This is a genomic window from Micromonospora sp. NPDC049151 (assembly GCF_040648395.1).
GTDB lineage: Bacteria > Actinomycetota > Actinomycetes > Mycobacteriales > Micromonosporaceae > Micromonospora.
In genome coordinates this window covers 100,844-117,208 of sequence record NZ_JBEZDP010000009.1, presented here as the reverse complement: position 1 = coordinate 117,208, position 16,365 = coordinate 100,844, and the positions used below count along the sequence as shown (strand labels likewise).

At 75.0% G+C, this 16,365-nt stretch carries 13 protein-coding genes; 5 read left to right on the top strand and 8 right to left on the bottom strand.

What is annotated here, in order from left to right; translation table 11 throughout:
- Positions 1-23 precede the first annotated feature (23 nt).
- A complete protein-coding gene (locus AB0B20_RS13255) occupies positions 24-1,469 on the bottom strand; it encodes an alpha-amylase family protein (protein WP_357470532.1) in 1,446 nt (481 codons plus the stop codon).
- A 291-nt stretch (positions 1,470-1,760) separates the two neighbouring features.
- Here AB0B20_RS13255 and AB0B20_RS13250 point away from each other — a divergent pair, with 291 nt between their 5' ends.
- Genes AB0B20_RS13250 through AB0B20_RS13235 form a run of 4 tightly spaced genes read left to right on the top strand, consistent with a single transcriptional unit; the run spans position 1,761 to position 6,397 of the window.
- Complete coding sequence (locus AB0B20_RS13250; protein WP_357470528.1) at positions 1,761-3,374, top strand: hypothetical protein; 1,614 nt, start codon at positions 1,761-1,763, stop codon at positions 3,372-3,374.
- Entirely contained in the window at positions 3,371-4,837 is a 1,467-nt protein-coding gene (locus AB0B20_RS13245; RefSeq protein ID WP_357388538.1) for an NADH-ubiquinone oxidoreductase-F iron-sulfur binding region domain-containing protein, read from the top strand. Before AB0B20_RS13250 ends, AB0B20_RS13245 begins: the two co-directional genes overlap by 4 nt.
- A gap of 13 nt (positions 4,838-4,850) precedes the next feature.
- Positions 4,851-5,438 (top strand): redoxin family protein, encoded by a 588-nt coding sequence (locus AB0B20_RS13240; protein ID WP_357470525.1) that lies wholly within the window; start codon positions 4,851-4,853, stop codon positions 5,436-5,438.
- Positions 5,435-6,397, top strand: a complete 963-nt coding sequence (locus AB0B20_RS13235) for a cytochrome c biogenesis CcdA family protein (RefSeq protein ID WP_357470522.1) — start codon at positions 5,435-5,437, stop codon at positions 6,395-6,397. Before AB0B20_RS13240 ends, AB0B20_RS13235 begins: the two co-directional genes overlap by 4 nt.
- Here the strand turns inward: AB0B20_RS13235 and serS are convergent.
- The 5 genes from serS to AB0B20_RS13210 form a co-directional block, all read right to left on the bottom strand.
- Complete coding sequence (gene serS / locus AB0B20_RS13230; RefSeq protein ID WP_184975299.1) at positions 6,384-7,667, bottom strand: serine--tRNA ligase; 1,284 nt, start codon at positions 7,665-7,667, stop codon at positions 6,384-6,386. The genes AB0B20_RS13235 and serS overlap by 14 nt on opposite strands.
- Before the next feature lie 417 nt (positions 7,668-8,084).
- Positions 8,085-9,185, bottom strand: a complete 1,101-nt coding sequence (locus AB0B20_RS13225) for a MerR family transcriptional regulator (protein ID WP_357470519.1) — start codon at positions 9,183-9,185, stop codon at positions 8,085-8,087.
- Between the two features lie 31 nt (positions 9,186-9,216).
- Positions 9,217-10,392 (bottom strand): saccharopine dehydrogenase NADP-binding domain-containing protein, encoded by a 1,176-nt coding sequence (locus AB0B20_RS13220; RefSeq protein ID WP_357470516.1) that lies wholly within the window; start codon positions 10,390-10,392, stop codon positions 9,217-9,219.
- Between the two features lie 31 nt (positions 10,393-10,423).
- Entirely contained in the window at positions 10,424-11,560 is a 1,137-nt protein-coding gene (locus tag AB0B20_RS13215) for an alcohol dehydrogenase catalytic domain-containing protein (protein ID WP_357470513.1), read from the bottom strand.
- Positions 11,557-12,000, bottom strand: a complete 444-nt coding sequence (locus AB0B20_RS13210) for a hypothetical protein (RefSeq protein ID WP_357391181.1) — start codon at positions 11,998-12,000, stop codon at positions 11,557-11,559. Before AB0B20_RS13210 ends, AB0B20_RS13215 begins: the two co-directional genes overlap by 4 nt.
- Positions 12,001-12,151: 151 nt before the next feature.
- On the opposite strand from AB0B20_RS13210, the gene AB0B20_RS13205 reads away from it, so the two are divergent.
- Positions 12,152-14,920 carry a LuxR C-terminal-related transcriptional regulator gene (locus tag AB0B20_RS13205; protein ID WP_357470510.1) on the top strand — a complete coding sequence of 923 codons (2,769 nt, stop codon included), beginning with the start codon at positions 12,152-12,154 and terminating at the stop codon, positions 14,918-14,920.
- 6 nt (positions 14,921-14,926) lie between these two features.
- On the opposite strand, the gene AB0B20_RS13200 is transcribed toward AB0B20_RS13205, so the two are convergent.
- Both AB0B20_RS13200 and AB0B20_RS13195 read right to left on the bottom strand, forming a co-directional pair.
- On the bottom strand, positions 14,927-15,478 hold the full coding sequence (locus AB0B20_RS13200) for a thioredoxin domain-containing protein (protein ID WP_357391177.1): 552 nt from the start codon (positions 15,476-15,478) through the stop codon (positions 14,927-14,929).
- Between the two features lie 107 nt (positions 15,479-15,585).
- Entirely contained in the window at positions 15,586-16,260 is a 675-nt protein-coding gene (locus tag AB0B20_RS13195) for a BON domain-containing protein (RefSeq protein WP_357391175.1), read from the bottom strand.
- Positions 16,261-16,365: the final 105 nt, after the last annotated feature.

Genomic DNA, 16,365 nt, shown 5'->3' with positions numbered 1-16,365 from the left:
GAGGGCTTCCGCGCCGGATCGGCTCAGCTCAGCTTCGCGCCGACGTGGATGGCGATCGCGTCGTGCGCGGCCACGTTCGCGGCGAACCAGCCGGACGAGTCCACGGTGATCACCGGGCCGCTGCACGAGCCGTTACTGAACGTGCCGTGGACGACGTCGCAGTAGCGGCCCGCCGGCAGCCCGGTGTAGTACGACCGGCCGTTCACCGCGCTGTCCTCGTCGTTGATCGTCAGGTAGCCCTTGCCGGTACGGCTGAACGCGATGTGCTGGTAGCCGTTGTCGTACCAGTTGGAGACCCCGGTGCCCTCGGTGGCGTTGCGGAAGCCGACCATGTTGGCGATGACCGGCCAGCGGTGCTCGCACTCCCAGCCCGAGTAGCAGGTGACGTTGGTGATCCGGTTGCTGCCGTCGGAGGGCGGGCCCTGGTCCCGGCCGCTGTAGGTGAAGCTCGACATCACCGCCGGGGTGCCGTACGGCCAGGCCAGCATGAACGCGTTGGCGAGCGCGTACGTGCCGCGGTTGCGGTAGGTGAGCACGCCGCCCTCGCGCTGGGTGTCGTGGTTGTCGGTGAAGACCACCGCCTTCGCGCTCGACAGGTAGCCCCAGGACTCGCCGAAGTTCCGCAGGTACGCCAGGCGCTCGTTGTTGAACATCCGGGCCAGGTCCTTGCCGTACCGGAACTCGTGCACGTCGCCGTTGCCGGTGTACTCGGTGGGCTGGATCGGCTCACCCGCGCCGTAGATGACCTCCTGCACCAGGTACGCGCCGCGGTTCAGCTTGGCCTTGATCGCGGCGATGTCGGCGGCCGGCATGTGCTTGCTGCCGTCGAGGCGGAAGCCGTCGACGCCGAGCGAGAGCAGGTCGTTGAGGTACGCGGCCAGCCTGCCGCGCACGTACTCCGACTCGGTCTTGAGGTCGGCGAGGTTGACCAGCTCGCAGTTCTGCACCTCGTACCGGTCGTTGTAGTTGGCGATGTCGTTGTTGCCGTTGCGGCCGCAGTAGTGGAAGTCCTGCGCCGAGTAGACGCCCGGGTAGTTGTAGTGCCCGTACGACGAGCCGGCCCAGCCGGTGCCGCCGTTCTCCTGGCCGGACATGTGGTTGACCACGGCGTCGACGATCACCTTGACGCCCGCCGCGTGGCAGGTGTTCACCATGGACTGGAACTGCGCGCGGGTGCCCTTGCGGGACTCGATCCGGTAGCTGACCGGCTGGTACGACACCCACCACGGGCTGCTGTTGACGTGCTCCTGGGGTGGGGACACCTGCACGTAGCCGTAGCCCTTCGGGCCCAGCGTGCTGGTGCACTCGGCGGCCACCGAGGTCCAGTTCCACTCGAAGAGCTGGACGATCACCTTCTTGGTGCCCGGGGTGGCGGCGGCGGCCGGGGGTGCCGCCGCGGTGAGGGGGACGAGCAGGCTCGCGGCCAGGCTCAGGGCGAGCGCTGCGGCGCGGCATCGGCGTCGATGCATCAGGACTCCTGCGGGTTGCGGGGGATGCGGGGGAGTGGAGCCTGTATCAGTGCCGGGTTCTTGCAGCCGACCTGAAAGTTTGCGGCAAGGTTACGAGAATGTTGCAAGAGCTGTCAACGTATGGGCATCCGTCGCTGCGTCGGTCGCTACACGCGCGTCCGGTCCGGACGGTTCGAGAATCCGGCCGAGAAATTCGCCACCGGAGGTGATCCGTGCGCGCCGTCCCTCCGTACCTGAGGTGGGAGCAGGGTCGGCCGGTGGGGGCGCCGCCGCGAGACGATCGAGGAGCAGATGGCCCGGGCACAGCAGAACGAGAAGGCGACGACCGTCCGGACCACCACCACCAGCCGTGGTGCCCGGACGATGTCGAAGTCCGCGATGGTGGCACTGACCGCCTCCGCGCTCGGCCTCGCGTGGGCCGGTGTGGAACTGGCCGGCGCCGGCGGCGTCATGTACTCGTACGGATTCTTCTTCACCGAGTTCTTCGCCGGGGTGGTCGCCCTGGTCTCGCTCAGCATCACAGTGATGCTGGGCCTGCTCGCCACCGACCGCCTGGTGCTGCTCATCCGGCACCGCGTGCTGCTCCAGTCGGCGCACCGCGCCACCGGCGTGCTCGGCGTCGCCGGGCTCGTCTTCCACGTCATCACCAAGGTGGCGATCGGCCGGGCCGGGCCGACCGACGCGGTGGTGCCGTTCCTCAGCGGCAGCGGCCTCTACATCGGACTGGGCACCGTCGCCGCGCTGCTGATGGTGGGCGTGCTCTGGACCGGCCTGATCCGGGTCCGGTTCGCCGGAGTCGGTCCGAGGTGGTTCTGGCGCGCGCTGCACTCGATGGCGTACGTGTCCTGGCCGTTCGCGCTGGTGCACGGCCTCAACGCCGGCCGGCCCGCCGCCGCCTGGGTGGTGCTGAGCTACCTCGCCTGCGTGCTGCTGGTGGTGATGGCGCTGCTGGTGCGCGTCTCGGTCCACCTCGGCAAGCGCAGCCGCGAGCAGCACCAGGCCGTCGCGCTGAACAAGGCGATGGCCGGCAAGGGCGAGGAGCGTACCGGCGTGTTCGCCGCGCTCACTCGCAAGAAGGCCGCCGACAAGGAGGACAGCGGAGCCGGCCGGGGCCGCTGGGCCGAGGCGAGCGCCACCTGGACCGCACCGGCAGGCACCGCCCGGCGGCGCGATCCGGAGCGGTTCGCCGTACCCGTGGTGCCGGAACCCGGATCCCTGCGCGAGCCGGTCCGCGCGGCCGCCGCCCGGCGGCGCGAGGCCGAGCCGGACGCGCCCACCCGGCGGGCCCGCACCCAGGAGGCGCCCGCCCGCCGCCGTCGCCGCGACGACGAGGAGCGTGTGACCCGCCGGTCCCGGACCGAGGAGCGGGTGGCCCGCCGCTCCCGCGACGACGAGGACCTGGTCGCCCGGTACTCCGCGCCGCCGGAGAGCGGCGGCCGGCACTCGGCGCCGCCGGACACCGGTGGCCGCCACTCCGCGCCCCCGGACAGCGGCCGGTACGCCACGGCCTCCGAGGTGGCCCGCTACTCCGCGCCGCCGCGCGCCGGCGACGAGCCGGAGGAGCCCTGGGACAGCCCGCGCCGCTGGGAGACCCGCCCGGTCTCCGGCGAGCCGATCTCGGCCGGCCCGATCTCCGGCACCCCGCTCTCGGCGGAGCCGCTCAGCGGGTCCGGCCGGCGCTACCGGGACGAGGAGGACGTGCCGGAGGAGCCCGACTACTGGCGCCCGCCGGCCCGCTACGCCGCCGACGAGGCGTTCGTCGACGACACCCCGACGCTCGTCGACCTCGCCTCTCGCCGCGCCATGCGCGCGGGCAAGGAGAGCCGGCCCGGCCGCCGCAAGCGGGCCGACGCGGAAGCGGTCGACGGCGCGTACTGGGCCGGACTGCGGGGTGAGGCCCGGTGAAGCGCGCGACGATCCCACCTGTCGCCTGTGTCGGCGAGCCCCGCCTGACCGCCGGTTTCGCCGAGTTCGGCCGGCTCGACCTGCTGGCCCACGAGGAGGTGCACGGTCCGATCGGCCCGATGGAACCGGCGGCGCTGCTGCGGCTCGCCGAGGCGATCGACCTCAAGGGCAAGGGCGGCGCCGGTTTCCCGTTCGCCCGCAAACTGCGCGCCGTGCTGGAGTCCTGCGAGCGGCAGGACCTCGGCGCCGTGGTGGTGGTGAACGCCACCGAGGGGGAGCCGGCGAGCTGGAAGGACAAGGTGCTGCTCACCCGCGCCCCGCACCTCATCCTGGACGGCGCCGCGCTCGCCGCGTTCGCGCTCGACGCCGAGGAGATCGTGATCGGCGTCGCCGACGACGACGTGGGCCGCCCCTCGCTGGCCGAGGCGTTGCAGGAACGGCGCATGCCGGTGCCGACCACGATCGTCACGGTGCCGCACCGGTTCATCTCCGGCGAGGGCGGCGCGCTCGTCAACGGCATCAACGGCCTGCCGCACATCCCGCCCGGCACGAAGAAGCGCTCCAGCGACTCCGGCGTCGGCGGGCTGCCCACGCTGCTGTCGAACGCCGAGACGTACTCCCAGCTCGCCGTCGCCGCCCGGATCGGCCCGTACGAGTACGCCGCGCTCGGCACCGACGACGAGCCGGGCACCGTGCTGCTCACCGTCACCGGCTCGGCGAAGCGCCCCGCCGTGGTGGAGTGCGCCGCCGGCACCCCGCTGCGGGAGATCCTCGACCTGTGCGAGGTGCCGCCGGGCCCGGGCATCCTGATGGGCGGCTACCACGGCAAGTGGATCACCTCGGCGGCGGCGGAGCGGGCCGAGGTGTCCCGCAAGGGGCTCACCGCCGTCGGCGGCACGCTCGGCGCCGGCATCATCGTGCCGCTGGGCGCCGACACCTGCCCGCTGGGCGAGGCCGCGCAGGTGGTGCGGTACCTCGCGGGCGAGTCCGCCGGGCAGTGCGGCCCGTGCAAGATGGGCCTGCCCGACCTGGCCCGCTCGGTCGACCTCGCGGTCTCCGGCAGCGCCCCGGTCGAGCTGGTCCGGGCCGCGGCCGGCGACGTCAAGGGCCGCGGCGCGTGCAGCCACCCGGACGGCACCGCCCGGTTCGCGTTGTCGGCCATGGAGGTGTTCGCCGACGACCTGCGGCTGCACGCCACCGGCGAGGGCTGCGGCAAGCGGGTCAAGGGCATGATGGGGCTGCCCGGCGCGCCCGACGCCAACCCGCAGAAGCTCACCCTGGACTGGTCGCGCTGCGACGGGCACGGGCTGTGCGCGCATGTGGTGCCGGACTTCATCCGGCTCGACGGCAACGGCTACCCGGCGTTCCCGCCCACCCCGGTGCCGACGTGGCTGCGCGAGGGAGCGCTCAAGGCGGTAAAGGTCTGTCCCGAACTCGCGCTCCGGCTGGTCCGGGCCGAATAGCCAGGAGCCGCCGATGCGTACCGCCGTCCGTGTCACAGCCGCCGCCGTACTGACCGCTGTGCTCGCCGCCACGACCGGCTGCGCCGCCGGACCGGAGCCCGACGCGGCAGCGGGCGCGGTGGCCCTCGCGTCCACCGCCGCACCCCGGGCCACCGTGACGCCGTCCGGCCCGGCGTCCGCGTCACCGGCCCCGGTGCCGGCCGCGCTGTCGTTCACCGGCAAGACCCTCGACGGTACGGCGTTCGACGCCGCCGCCCTGGCCGGGCGGCCGGTCGTGCTCTGGTTCTGGGCGCCCTGGTGCGCCACCTGCGCGAGCCAGGCGTGGACGGTGGCCGAGATCGCCCCCACCTACCGCGACACGGTCCCGATCGTCGGCGTCGCCGGGCTCGGCGAGCAGAAGGCCATGAAGTCGTTCGTCACCGAGTTCGACCTGGGCGGCACGACACAGATCGACGACCGGGCGGGCGCGCTGTGGCGCCGGTTCAAGGTGGCCGAGCAGAGCACGTTCGTCGTCCTGGACCGCACCGGCCGGGTCGTACACAAGGGATTCCTGGACGGCGAGGCGCTGACCCGGCAGGTCGAGACGCTGGCCCGGGGATGACCGGCGCGCTGCTGCTCGCGCTGACCGCCGGCATGCTCGGCGCGGTCAACCCGTGCGGCTTCGCGATGCTGCCCGCGTACCTGTCGCTGCTCGTCGCCGGCCCCGACGGCGAACGCGGCGCGGTCGGCCGCGCGCTCACCGCGACGGCCGGGCTCACCCTCGGGTACGTGCTGGTGTTCGGCGCGTTCGGGCTGGCCCTGGCACCGGCGGCGGACTGGCTGCGGCCCCGGCTGCCGTGGCTGACCGTGACGCTCGGCGTGCTGCTGGCACTGGCCGGGTGCTGGCTGCTCGCCGGCCGTCGGCTGCCCGCGCCGCGCCCGCTGCGCGTCGCGCCCCGGCTCAGCCGCACCTGGCCGTCCATGGCGCTGTTCGGCGCGGCGTACGCGCTCACGTCGCTGACCTGCGCGATAGCGCCGTTCCTGGCGATCGTGGTGACCAGCCTGCGGGCCGGGTCGCCGTGGCGCGGGCTGGCGCTGTTCGGGGCGTACGCGCTGGGCATGGCGCTCGTGGTCGGCGTGGCCGCGCTCGCCGTGGCGCTGCTGCGCGGTCGGGTGGTGGCGCGGCTGCGCGGCGCGGGCGCGTGGGTGCCGCGGCTGAGCGGCCTGGTGCTGGTGGTCGCGGGCGGCTACGTCGCCTGGTACGGCTGGTACGAGGTACGCCTCGCCCGGGGCCGCTACGACGCCTTCACCGACCCGGTCATCCGCACCGCAGCCGCTATCCAGCAGTCCTTGGTGAGCGCTGTCAACACGCTGGGCCCCGCCGTCCTGGCGGCGCTTCTCCTGACCGCGCTGCTCCTAGCCGCCCTCCGCCCCCGCCCCCGCTCCCGCTCCCGCTCCCGCGATCTTGCACTTGGTGCCCGGGCAGAAGGGGTGAACCGGACTTCTGGCGGGCTGCAAGTGCAAGATCGCGGGGGAGAGGCGGGTGCGGCGTGTGCGGGGGAGCGGGTCAGCGCGGGGTGAGGCGGTCGGTGCCGAGCTTGTCGCGGAGGACCTCCGGGACCACCACCGAGCCGTCGGGCTGCTGGCACTGCTCCAGGATGGCCGGGAACAGGCGGCTGGTGGCGAGCGCCGAACCGTTGAGCGTGTGCACGAAACGCGTCTGCTTCGCGCCCGGCTCGCGGTAGCGGATCGCCGCCCGTCGCGCCTGGTAGTCGCCGGCCCAGGAGACCGACGACACCTCCTTGTACTTGCCGGTGCTCGGCATCCACACCTCGACGTCGAGCGTCTTCTTCATCGAGGCGCTCGCGTCACCGGCGGCCAGCAGGCTGGTCTGGAAGTGCAGGCCGAGCTTGCCGACCAGGCCCTCGACGTGGCCGACCATCGCCTCCAGCGCCTCGCCCGCCTGCTCCGGCAGCGTGAACTGGAAGATCTCCACCTTGTTGAACTGGTGGCCGCGTACGGTGCCGCGCTCGTCGGAGTGCGAACCGGCCGCCTCACGCCGGTAGCACGGCGTGTACGCGAACGCCTTCAACGGCAGCTTCGGCGTCTCCAGGATCTCGTCCTGGTACGCGCCGAGGATCGCCGTCTCCGCCGTGGGCAGCAGGAACTGGCCGCGCGAGGACGACTGCTTGTCGATGTGGTAGACGTCGTCGTGGAACTTCGGGAACTGGCCGGCGGCGAAACCGGCGCTGTCCAGCAGCAGGTGCGGCGGGAGCAGGAACTCGTACCCGGCCTGGATGTTCTGCTCGATCAGCCAGTTCACCAGCGCCCACTCCAGCCGGGCGCCCAGACCGGTGTACATCCAGAAGCCCGAGCCGCCGAGCTTCACGCCCCGCTCGTGGTCGACCAGGCCGAGCGCGCGGCTCAGCTCCACGTGGTCGCGTACCTTCTCGATGGCCGGCGCCTCGCCGAACGTGCGCACCACCCGGTTGGCCTCCTTGCCGCCGGGGACCACGTCGTCGGCGGGCAGGTTCGGCAGCTCGCTCATCGCCGAGCGCAGCCGGGACTGCACCTCGTCGAGCTGGGACTCCAGCTCCGCGAGCTGCTTGCGCTCGGCCTCCGGGGCGACCGGCTGCGGCGTGCCGCCGGACCGTTTCGCCTCCGCGTACGCGCGCGCCTCGGCCTTGCGGCGCTGCCGCTCGGCGTCGATCTCCGTGATCAGGGCGCGTCGTTCCTGGTCGAGCCGCTGGATATCGTCCAGCGCCCGGGTGACCTCGGCGGGATCCAGACGCTTCGCCAGCGCGGTCGCCACCGCCTCGCGATCCTTCCGGATCAACTCCATGTCGAGCATGCTGCTCGTACGCCTCCGTCCAGGCAGTCAGGTGGGACCTCCAGATGCTACCGTCGCGCCCCCGCTGCCCCGGCCCGGCCCGCGCAGCCCGCCGTCGCGGGGCCCGTTCCGGTGACTGTGCGTGGTGACGGTGCCGTCGGCGGAGGGTGCTCACTTTCCGTGATGGCGCATTGATGCACTCGTCGCCCCGCTTCGGCTCACGAGCGCCCTGAGCTGGTCAATCTCGCGGCTCCGCTCCCCGACGGGCATGTCCCTCCGGCGACTTTGCTCTGCAGCCATCGACGCGACGTTCGACGGACCGTAAGCGATGCGCGGATGGCTGCAGAGCAAAGTGCGCAAGGGGTGAAGCATCCGGAGAGTGGCGGCGTCACGCACGGTCACAGATCGGCGTCGCAAGGTGGCGCTGCGCGCGGAACCTCAGAGGCGTACCGGCATCAGGACGGAGAAGGCGCTCGCGTCGTCGGCCCGCCGCACGGCCAGCGGGGTGATCGGGCCGTCCAGCTCCAGCACGAGCTGGCCGTCGCCGGAGCCCAGCGCGTCCAGCAGGTACTCCCGGTTCACCGCCACCCGAAGCGCATCCGCGCCGCCCGCGCCGCCCGCGCCGCTCGGGTCGACCAGGCGCAGCTCGCCGCGGCCGTCCAGGCCGAGCGCCACCACCTCGTGCTCGACGCCCTCGTGCGCGCGGCGGCAGACCGGGACGCCGTCGGCGGTGAGCGCCGCCCGTAGCGCCGCGCCGTCGAACGGGATCCGGTACGCGGGCGCGTCGCCGAGCTGCGCCCGCAGCAGCCGCCGGTAGTCGGGGAAGTCGTACGGCAGCGGGGCGGCGGTCAGCGGCCGGCCCGCCACCGTGACAGTCACCCGGTCGGGGGCGACGACGACTTCGGCGTCCCCCGCGCCGTCGGCTCCGAGCAGCGCCCGCAGCTCGTCGACGGCGGCCACCGGCAGCAGCGCGCTCACCGGCGGGCCGTCGACGGTGCCGCCGGCCCGGGCCACGGCCAGCCGGAACCGGTCGGTGGCGAACAGGTGCACCCCGTCCGGGGCCACCTCCAGCAGCACACCGGACAGGACCGGCAGGCCGGGGTCGGCGCCGACGGCGAAACGTACGGCGTCGAAGGCGGCGGCGAGGTCGGTGCGGGACAGCACGAGTCGGGTGGTCACGATGGTCTCCTCCGGGTCGATCAGGCTGCGGATCCGGGAGAGTTCGCGACGCGCGTCGGCCAGGCCGTCCTCCAGGCGGCGCAGGTGCGCGTCCAGCAGCCGGTGCACCTCGGCCGGCCGGTGCCGGTGCCGCAGCGCCTCGGCGATGCCGGTCAGCGGCATCCCGACCCGGCGTAGCCCGGCCACCAGGCGGGCCGGTCCCACCTGCTCCTCGGTGTACCAGCGGTAGCCGGTCACCGGGTCGACCCGGGCCGGCGCCAGCACGCCGGAACGGTCGTAGAAACGCAGTGCGCTGACCGTCAACCCGCTGGCCCGGGCCAGTTCGCCGATGCTGCGAAGCTCGCTCTCCACGGCCGTCATCCTGTGACCTCAAGCGGGTCGAGGGTCAACCTCACGCCGACAGCGTGCGGAACGTGATGCCCGCGCGTACCAGCCGGTCCAGCAGCGCGTCGCCCATCGCCGCGACCGGCGTGACCTGCCCGGCGGTCTCCGGCAGGTCGTCGAAGGCCAGGCACAGCGCCGACTCGGCGAGCATCTTGGCCGTCTCGTCGTAACCCGGGTCGCCGCCGGACACCTCGGTCACCACCCGCCGGCCGCCGCCGGTGCCCACGAACCGCACCTGGAACCACGACTTCGCCCGCTGCTCGGCGGTCGGCCCCTGCCCGGAGGCGAGCCGCCCGAGCAGCCAGCGCCGCGTCGGCGCCACCTTCACCAGCCCCATCACGCCGGCCAGCCCGACACCCGCGACGAGCACAGTGGGCAGCCGCTTCATCGCCGCGAAGTGCCGGTAGCGGAAGTCCGGGCCGTACTCCGGTCGGGCCGCCGCCGATCGGCGGACCACCTGCGGGTCGATGGTGGGCAGCGGCACCGCCCACTGGCCGAACTCGCGTACCCGGCCGACCTTGCCCGGCACCGCGCGGACCCGGCGCCCGTCCGGGCCGGGCTCCATCGCCCGGCGGGCCCGCGCCGCGCGGCTCATCTCACCGGTACGGGAGAACGCGGTGAGCGCCGAGTGGTACGTCCCGGCGGAGAACCGGCCACCGGCCCGCACGTACCCGTCCACGGCGACCGGCCCGTCGGCGGGCAGTTGCTTGACCGTGTACCAGACGCCCAGGTCGTGCGGAATCGAGTCGAAGCCGCAGGCGTGCACCAGGCGTGCCCCGGTGCGCACCGCCTCGGCGTGGTGCCGCACGTACATCCGGTCCACGAACTCCGGCTCACCGGTGATGTCCAGGTAGTCGGTGCCGGCCGCGGCGCAGGCGGCCACCAGCGGCTCGCCGTGGTGCACGTACGGGCCGACGGTGGTGGCCACCACCCGGGCGCACTCCGCCACCGCGCGCAGCGACGCCGTGTCCGTCACGTCGGCGGTGAGCAGCGGCAGCTCGGCCAGGGCCGGGTCGATCGCGGCCAGCCGGTCCCGTACGGCGGCCAGCTTATCCGGGTTACGCCCGGCCAGCGCCCAGCGCAGCCGGTCCGGCGCGTGCCGGGCCAGGTACTCGGCGGTCAGCCCGCCGGTGAAGCCGGTGGCGCCGAACAGGACGAGGTCGTACGGACGGTCTGCGCGCATCCGCCGAGTGTGCCACCGATGACGCTCACCTTCACGGCGTGAAGACCACCCGGACGCAGCCGTCGGTCCGGTCCCGGAACAACGCGTACCCCTCGGCGCCGCGCTCCAGCGGCATCCGATGCGTGGCCAGGTGCTCGGTGACCAGCTCGTCGCGGGCCATCCGCGCCAGCAGCGCCGGGATCGCGGCCCCGCCCCGGCGGCGGGCGGCACGGACGGCGAGCCCCTTGTCCGCGAGCGCGCCGAGCGGGAACCGGTCCACGAACCCGGGCCGGGCGTCGAGCACCACCACCACGCCGCCCTTGCGGCAGGCGTGCACCGCCTCGCGCAGCGCCGCCCCGCCGTCCGGCTCGGCCACCGGCCACCGGACCGGTACGGTCGCCACCCCGCAGGCGTCGACGCACACGTCCGGGCCCCGGCCGCCGCTGCGTTCGCGCAGCTCGGCGAGCACGTCCACGTACCTGTGGTTGAGCGCCTCCACGCCCTCGTGCCCGGCGACCATCCGCAGCCGGTCGTCCCGGTCGTCGACCACGATCACCCGGTGCGCGCCCCGGGCCACCGCAGCACCGGCGGTGAGCTGGCCGACCGCTCCCGCGCCCCACACCGCCACGACGTCACCGGGGGCGACCTCGCCCAGCTCGGCGCCGTACCAGCCGGCCGGCGCGGCGTCCGCGGCGAACACCGCCCGGTCGTCGCTCACCGACTCCGGCACGGCGAACGCGCCCACGTCGGCGTACGGCACCCGCACGTACTCGGCGTGGCCACCGGCGAAGCCACCGAGCCGGGCCGGCCGTCCGTAGCCGCCGGCGGACGGCTGCCCCCACTCCGGCTCGGCCGTCACGCCGCTCGTGCCGTTGTCGCAGCAGGCCGGCAGCCCCTGCCGGCAGAACCAGCACGCCCCGCACGCCACCGCCGCGCTCACCACCACCCGGTCGGCGACGCGGTGCCGGCGTACCTCCGGGCCGACCTCGACCACGTCGCCGAGGAACTCGCGTCCGAGCACCTCACCGGCGGACGCCTCGGGCACCCGCCCGGCCAGAAGCGGCAGGTCCGCGCCGCAGGTCGTGCTCCGCCGGACCCGCACGATCATGTCCTGGGCGTTGCGCAGCTCCGGGTCCGGGACGCGGCACACCTCCAGCAGGTCGGCTCCGGCCCAGCACAGCGCCCTCATCTCACGGCTCCCGGCCGGTCCAGCGGCGAACGGTCCGCGCGCAGCACCTCGCCGGTCTCCAGGAGCTGCTTGGTCTGCCGCAGCACGTGGCGCAGGAACCGGCCCGGGTCGTCGCCGACCAGGTGTGCGGCTAATCCCGGGAGCGCGCACTCCCCGCCCAGCGGGCGTACCGCCAGCTCGGTGCCGCGCCCGCCGGGAGCCGGGCGGGCCCACACCTCGACCGCGCCGTCGAGGCGGCGCAGCGGCTCGGGCCACCGCCCGGCCGGGAGCACCTGTTCGGGCGGCGCGGCCACCGTCACCACCTGCCACCGGCCCGGCCGTGGATCGACGCAGGCCCGCCGCGCCCGGCGGCGTGCCAGCATCCGCGCCCCCGCCGGCGCCAGCACCCGCGCTCCCGCTAGTGCCAGCGCGCCGACCGCCAGCCGTCCGCTCCGCGCCACCCGACCTCCCGCCGTCTCCGGGTGGCCGGCGTCGGCCGGCCGTCCCGTGTGCCTACAGGGTGCGGGGCGGCCGGGTGAGCCGGGTTCGCCCGGAAGGGGTGAACCGGCCCGGTCCGGGTAACCGCTGCCCGCACCGACGGGGGAGGGACGCATGCCGGAGGAGGCAGACCAGGTCGTCGCACCGAGCGACACGAGCGACATCACCGGTACGCCCGATCTGCTCACCGCCGGCGTCGAATCACCCGCCGGTGCCGCGCTGCCGGGTGGGCCGCCGCTGCTGGCGTCCCGGTTGGCGCCGCCCGCGCCGCCCGAGCCGGTCCTGCTGCGTCCCCGGCTGCTCGACCGGCTGGAGCAGGGCGCGTCCGGTCCGGTGACGCTCGTCTGCGCGCCGGCCGGCTGGGGTAAGACCACGCTGCTGTCGACCTGGGCGCAGGGGGAGCGGGACGGGCCGTCGCCGGCCTGGGTGACGGTGGCCGAGGGCGAGACCACCGGGCGGCTCTGGGGCTACCTGGCCGCGGCCCTGCGCACCGCCGCCGCCGACGACCCGGACGACGGACCGCCACCGGTGCCGGACGGCCCGCCCCGGGCCGAGCAGCTCGAAGCGCTCGCCGCCGCGCTCGCCGCACGGGAACGGCACGTGCTGCTGGTCCTGGACGACCTGCACCGGGTCACCGAACCGGACGCGTTGACCGGGCTGGAGTTCCTGCTCCGGCACGCCGACGGCCGGCTGCGGCTGGTGGCCGGGGCGCGCCGCGAACCACCGCTGGCCCTGCACCACTGGCGGCTGTCCGGCGAGCTGACCGTCATCGGCCCCGCCGACCTGGCGTTCACCGCCGACGAGGTGGCCGACCTGCTCGTCGCGCACGGACTGTCGGTGCCCGCCCCGGCCGTGAGCCGCCTGGCCGAGCGCACCACCGGCTGGCCGGCCGGGCTGCGCTTCGCCGCGCTCGCGCTCGGTGCCGACGCCGACCCGGCGCGCGCGGTGGACCGGTTCGCCGGTGACCAGCCGGACGTCGCCGCGTACCTGCGCGACGAGGTGCTCGCCCCGCTGGCACCGGCGGCCCGCGACGTGCTGCGCCGGGTGGCGGTGGCCGGCGCGGTCCACGCCGACCTGGCCGCCGCGCTGACCGGGCGTTCCGACGCCGGGCACCTGCTCGCCGAGACGGCCCGGGAGGGCGGCTTCCTCCACCAGGACGGCGGCGACCCGCAGTGGTTCCGGCCGCACCCGCTGCTGGCCGACGTGCTGCGCGACGAGCTGGACCGGCTGCCCGCCGACGAGGTGCGTGAGCTGCACCGGCGGGCAGCCGGCTGGTACGGGGCCCACGGCCGCCCGGCCGACGCGCTGCGGCACGCGCTCCTGGCCGGCGAGTGGACCGCCGCCACCGACCTGCTCGTCACCCGCTGGCCCGAGCTGGCGCCGGACGAATCCGCCGCCGCTCCGGCCCCGCCCGAGCCGCCCGCCGAGGCGGTCCGCCGCGATCCGGAGCTGGCGCTGGCCGCGGCGTCCGAGCGGGCGTACGCCGGGGACCGGGCCGCCGCCGACGCGCAGTTGCGGCGGGCGCTCGCCCGGGCCGGTGACCTGCCCGCGCCGCGCCGCGACCGGTTCGGCCGGCTGGCCGCCGCCGTGAAGCTCAGCCTGGCCCGGGCCGGTGGCGACCACGAGGAGGTACGCCGGGCCGCCGACCGCCTGCTGTCCACCGTCGCCGCAAACGAGTCCTCGGGCGGCCCGGAGGCCGGAGCCGGTGACCCGCGCGCCGGGACGGCCGAGCGGGACGACGTGCGCGCGGTGGCCGGCGCCGCGCACGGGCTGGTCGCGCTGGCCGAGGGGGACCTGTCGACGGCCTGGGAGCGGTTCGCCGCGGCGCGGGAGGCGGCGCGGCGGGCCGGGCGACCGCGTACCGAACTGCTCTGCGTCAGCCGTGCGGCGCTGCTGGAGGCGGCCCGGGGCGCGCTGCGGGCCGCCGAGGACCTGGCCCGGGAGGCGCTGGCGATGCCGCCCTGCCAGGGCTGGTCGTCGCGGTCCGACTGCGGCTACGCGTACCTGGCGCTGGCGTTCGTGGACTGGCAGCGGGACCGGCCGGCGGAGGCCACCGCCCACCTGGCGCTCGCCGGGCCGGCCGGCGCGGAGCCGGGCGGCGCCGCCCTCACCGCGCTCTGCCGCGCGGGACTGCTGGCCGACGGCGGCGACCCGGGCGGCGCGTTGCGCACGCTCACCGAGGCGCGGACGGCCGCGCCCGGCCCGGAGCTGGGCGGACGGCTCGCCGCCGCCGAGGCACAGGTACGCGCCGCCGTCGGCGACCTCGACGGTGCCCGGGCGCTGCTCGACGCGGCGGGTGACGGGCCGGCGCCGGCGCTCGCGTCGGCGCGGCTGCGGCTGCGCGCCGGTGACGCCCACGCGGCCGAGCGTGCGTTGCCCGACTGGACCGGGCTTGGCGCGGCGGACTGGCCGCTGCCGGTGCGGCTGGGCGCCGGGCTGCTCGACGCGGCGCTGGCCGACGCCGCCGGTGACGCCCGGCGGGCCGGCCGGTTGCTGGAGGAGGTGCTGGCGCTCGCCGAGCCGGACGGCTTCCGGCGCGTCTTCACCCGGGCCGACCCGGGGGTACGCGATCTGCTCGCCGCGCGCCTGGACTCCGGCACCGCGTACTGGGCCACCGTGACCGAGCTGGTCCGGGGCGTGGACGCGCGACCGGCCACCGCGACGCCGGACGGTCCGGCCCGCACGCTCGACGAGCCGCTCACCGAGCGGGAGCTGACCGTCCTGCGCTACCTCCAGAGCATCCTGTCCAACGTGGAGATCGCCGCAGAGCTGTCACTGTCGGTGAATACAGTGAAGACGCACGTGCGCAACATCTATCGCAAGCTCGACGCGACCCGCCGGCGGGACGCCGTCCGGCGGGCGCGCGAGCTGCGCCTGATCTGACAGCTCTCAGGCGTCGGCGGCGGCGTCCACCACTGCGAGCAGTTCGGCCAGGTCGTAGCCGCCGTCGTGGCGCATGTCGTTCACGAACAGCGTCGGGGTGGCGTCGACGCCGCTGCGGATGCCGCCGACGAAGTCCTGCCGGACCCGGTCGGCGTGTTCCTGGCGGCCGACCTCCGCGGCGACCTCCTCCGGCGACAGGCCGATCTGCTCGACGCCGAGCGACAGGTGCACCGGGTCGAGCTGGTCCTGGTGCTGGTAGAGCCAGTCGTACATCTCCCAGAACCGGCCCCGCGCGGCGGCGGCCTCGGCGGTCTCCGCGGCGTTCTCCGCGTACGGGTGGACGTTCGTGATCGGGAAGTGCCGGTACGCCAGCCGCACCACGTCGGCCCGCTGACGCAGCACCTCGGTCAGGTTCGGGTACGCGGCGCCGCAGAACCGGCACTGGAAGTCGCCGTACTCGACGACTGTGACCGGCGCGTCCACCGGCCCGCGGACATGGTCGCGTTCGGTCACCGGGACCCGTAGCCGCGCGGTGGTGACCTGAAGTGGCGTGGTCATCCGGCACTCACCCGCCCGCTCGTGGTCAGCCGGTTCGGATCACTCATGCCTCCCACGGTGGCGGTCGCCCGGGTGAGCCGGGCTCACCCGGGCGGGGTGGTTCCGCCTCATCGCACGGCGAGGTGGTTGCGCACCTCGCGGATGCCGGGGGCGTTCCACACCACCCGCTCGATCTCCTCGCGTTCGCCGGCCGAGTGGACCTGCCCGTCCAGCAGCACCGTGTCGCCGTGCACCCGCACGTCGACCTCCTCGGCCTCGGTGGCGCGGTTGCGGGCCAGCGCGTCCACGATCCGCTCGGCCAGGTCGTCTCCGTCCGGGTGGGCGGTGGGACGCACCGCGATGCCGTTGCTCACCCCGCACACGCCGGTGAGCCGGGCGACCGCGCGTTCGGCGGCCCGCCGCTGGTACTCCCACTCGACCTCGCCGTGCAGCGTGACCCAGCCGTCGGCCACAGTCACCTGCAACGTCTCGATCGGCACGAACGCGTCCCACTCCAGCGCCCGGACGGCGGCGATGGCGATCTCCGGGTCCTCCCGCCCGGCCGCGGTGCCGATCCGGACGGCGAGGTCGTTGGCGACCGCGCGGACCCGGGTGACCCGGTGCGCGGCCCGCTCGGCGGCCCACTTCTTGGCGTAGCTGTCCACCCGGCCGGTGAGCGTCACCACGCCCTCGGTGACAGTCACCCCGATCTCGTCCGGGCCGACCCGGGGTTCCCAGGTCAGCTCGTCGAGCACGGCGGACTGGATGTCCCGGTCGGTACGCGTGATCGTGTCGGTGGCCATCCGGCTCTCCCTCCCGTCGGTCGCGGCACGGGCACGTGGTCCCGCACCCGCGATCCTGCGCGCGTTCCGGGTGAGCGGCCCTCGCCCGATCCGGGTGAGGCAGCA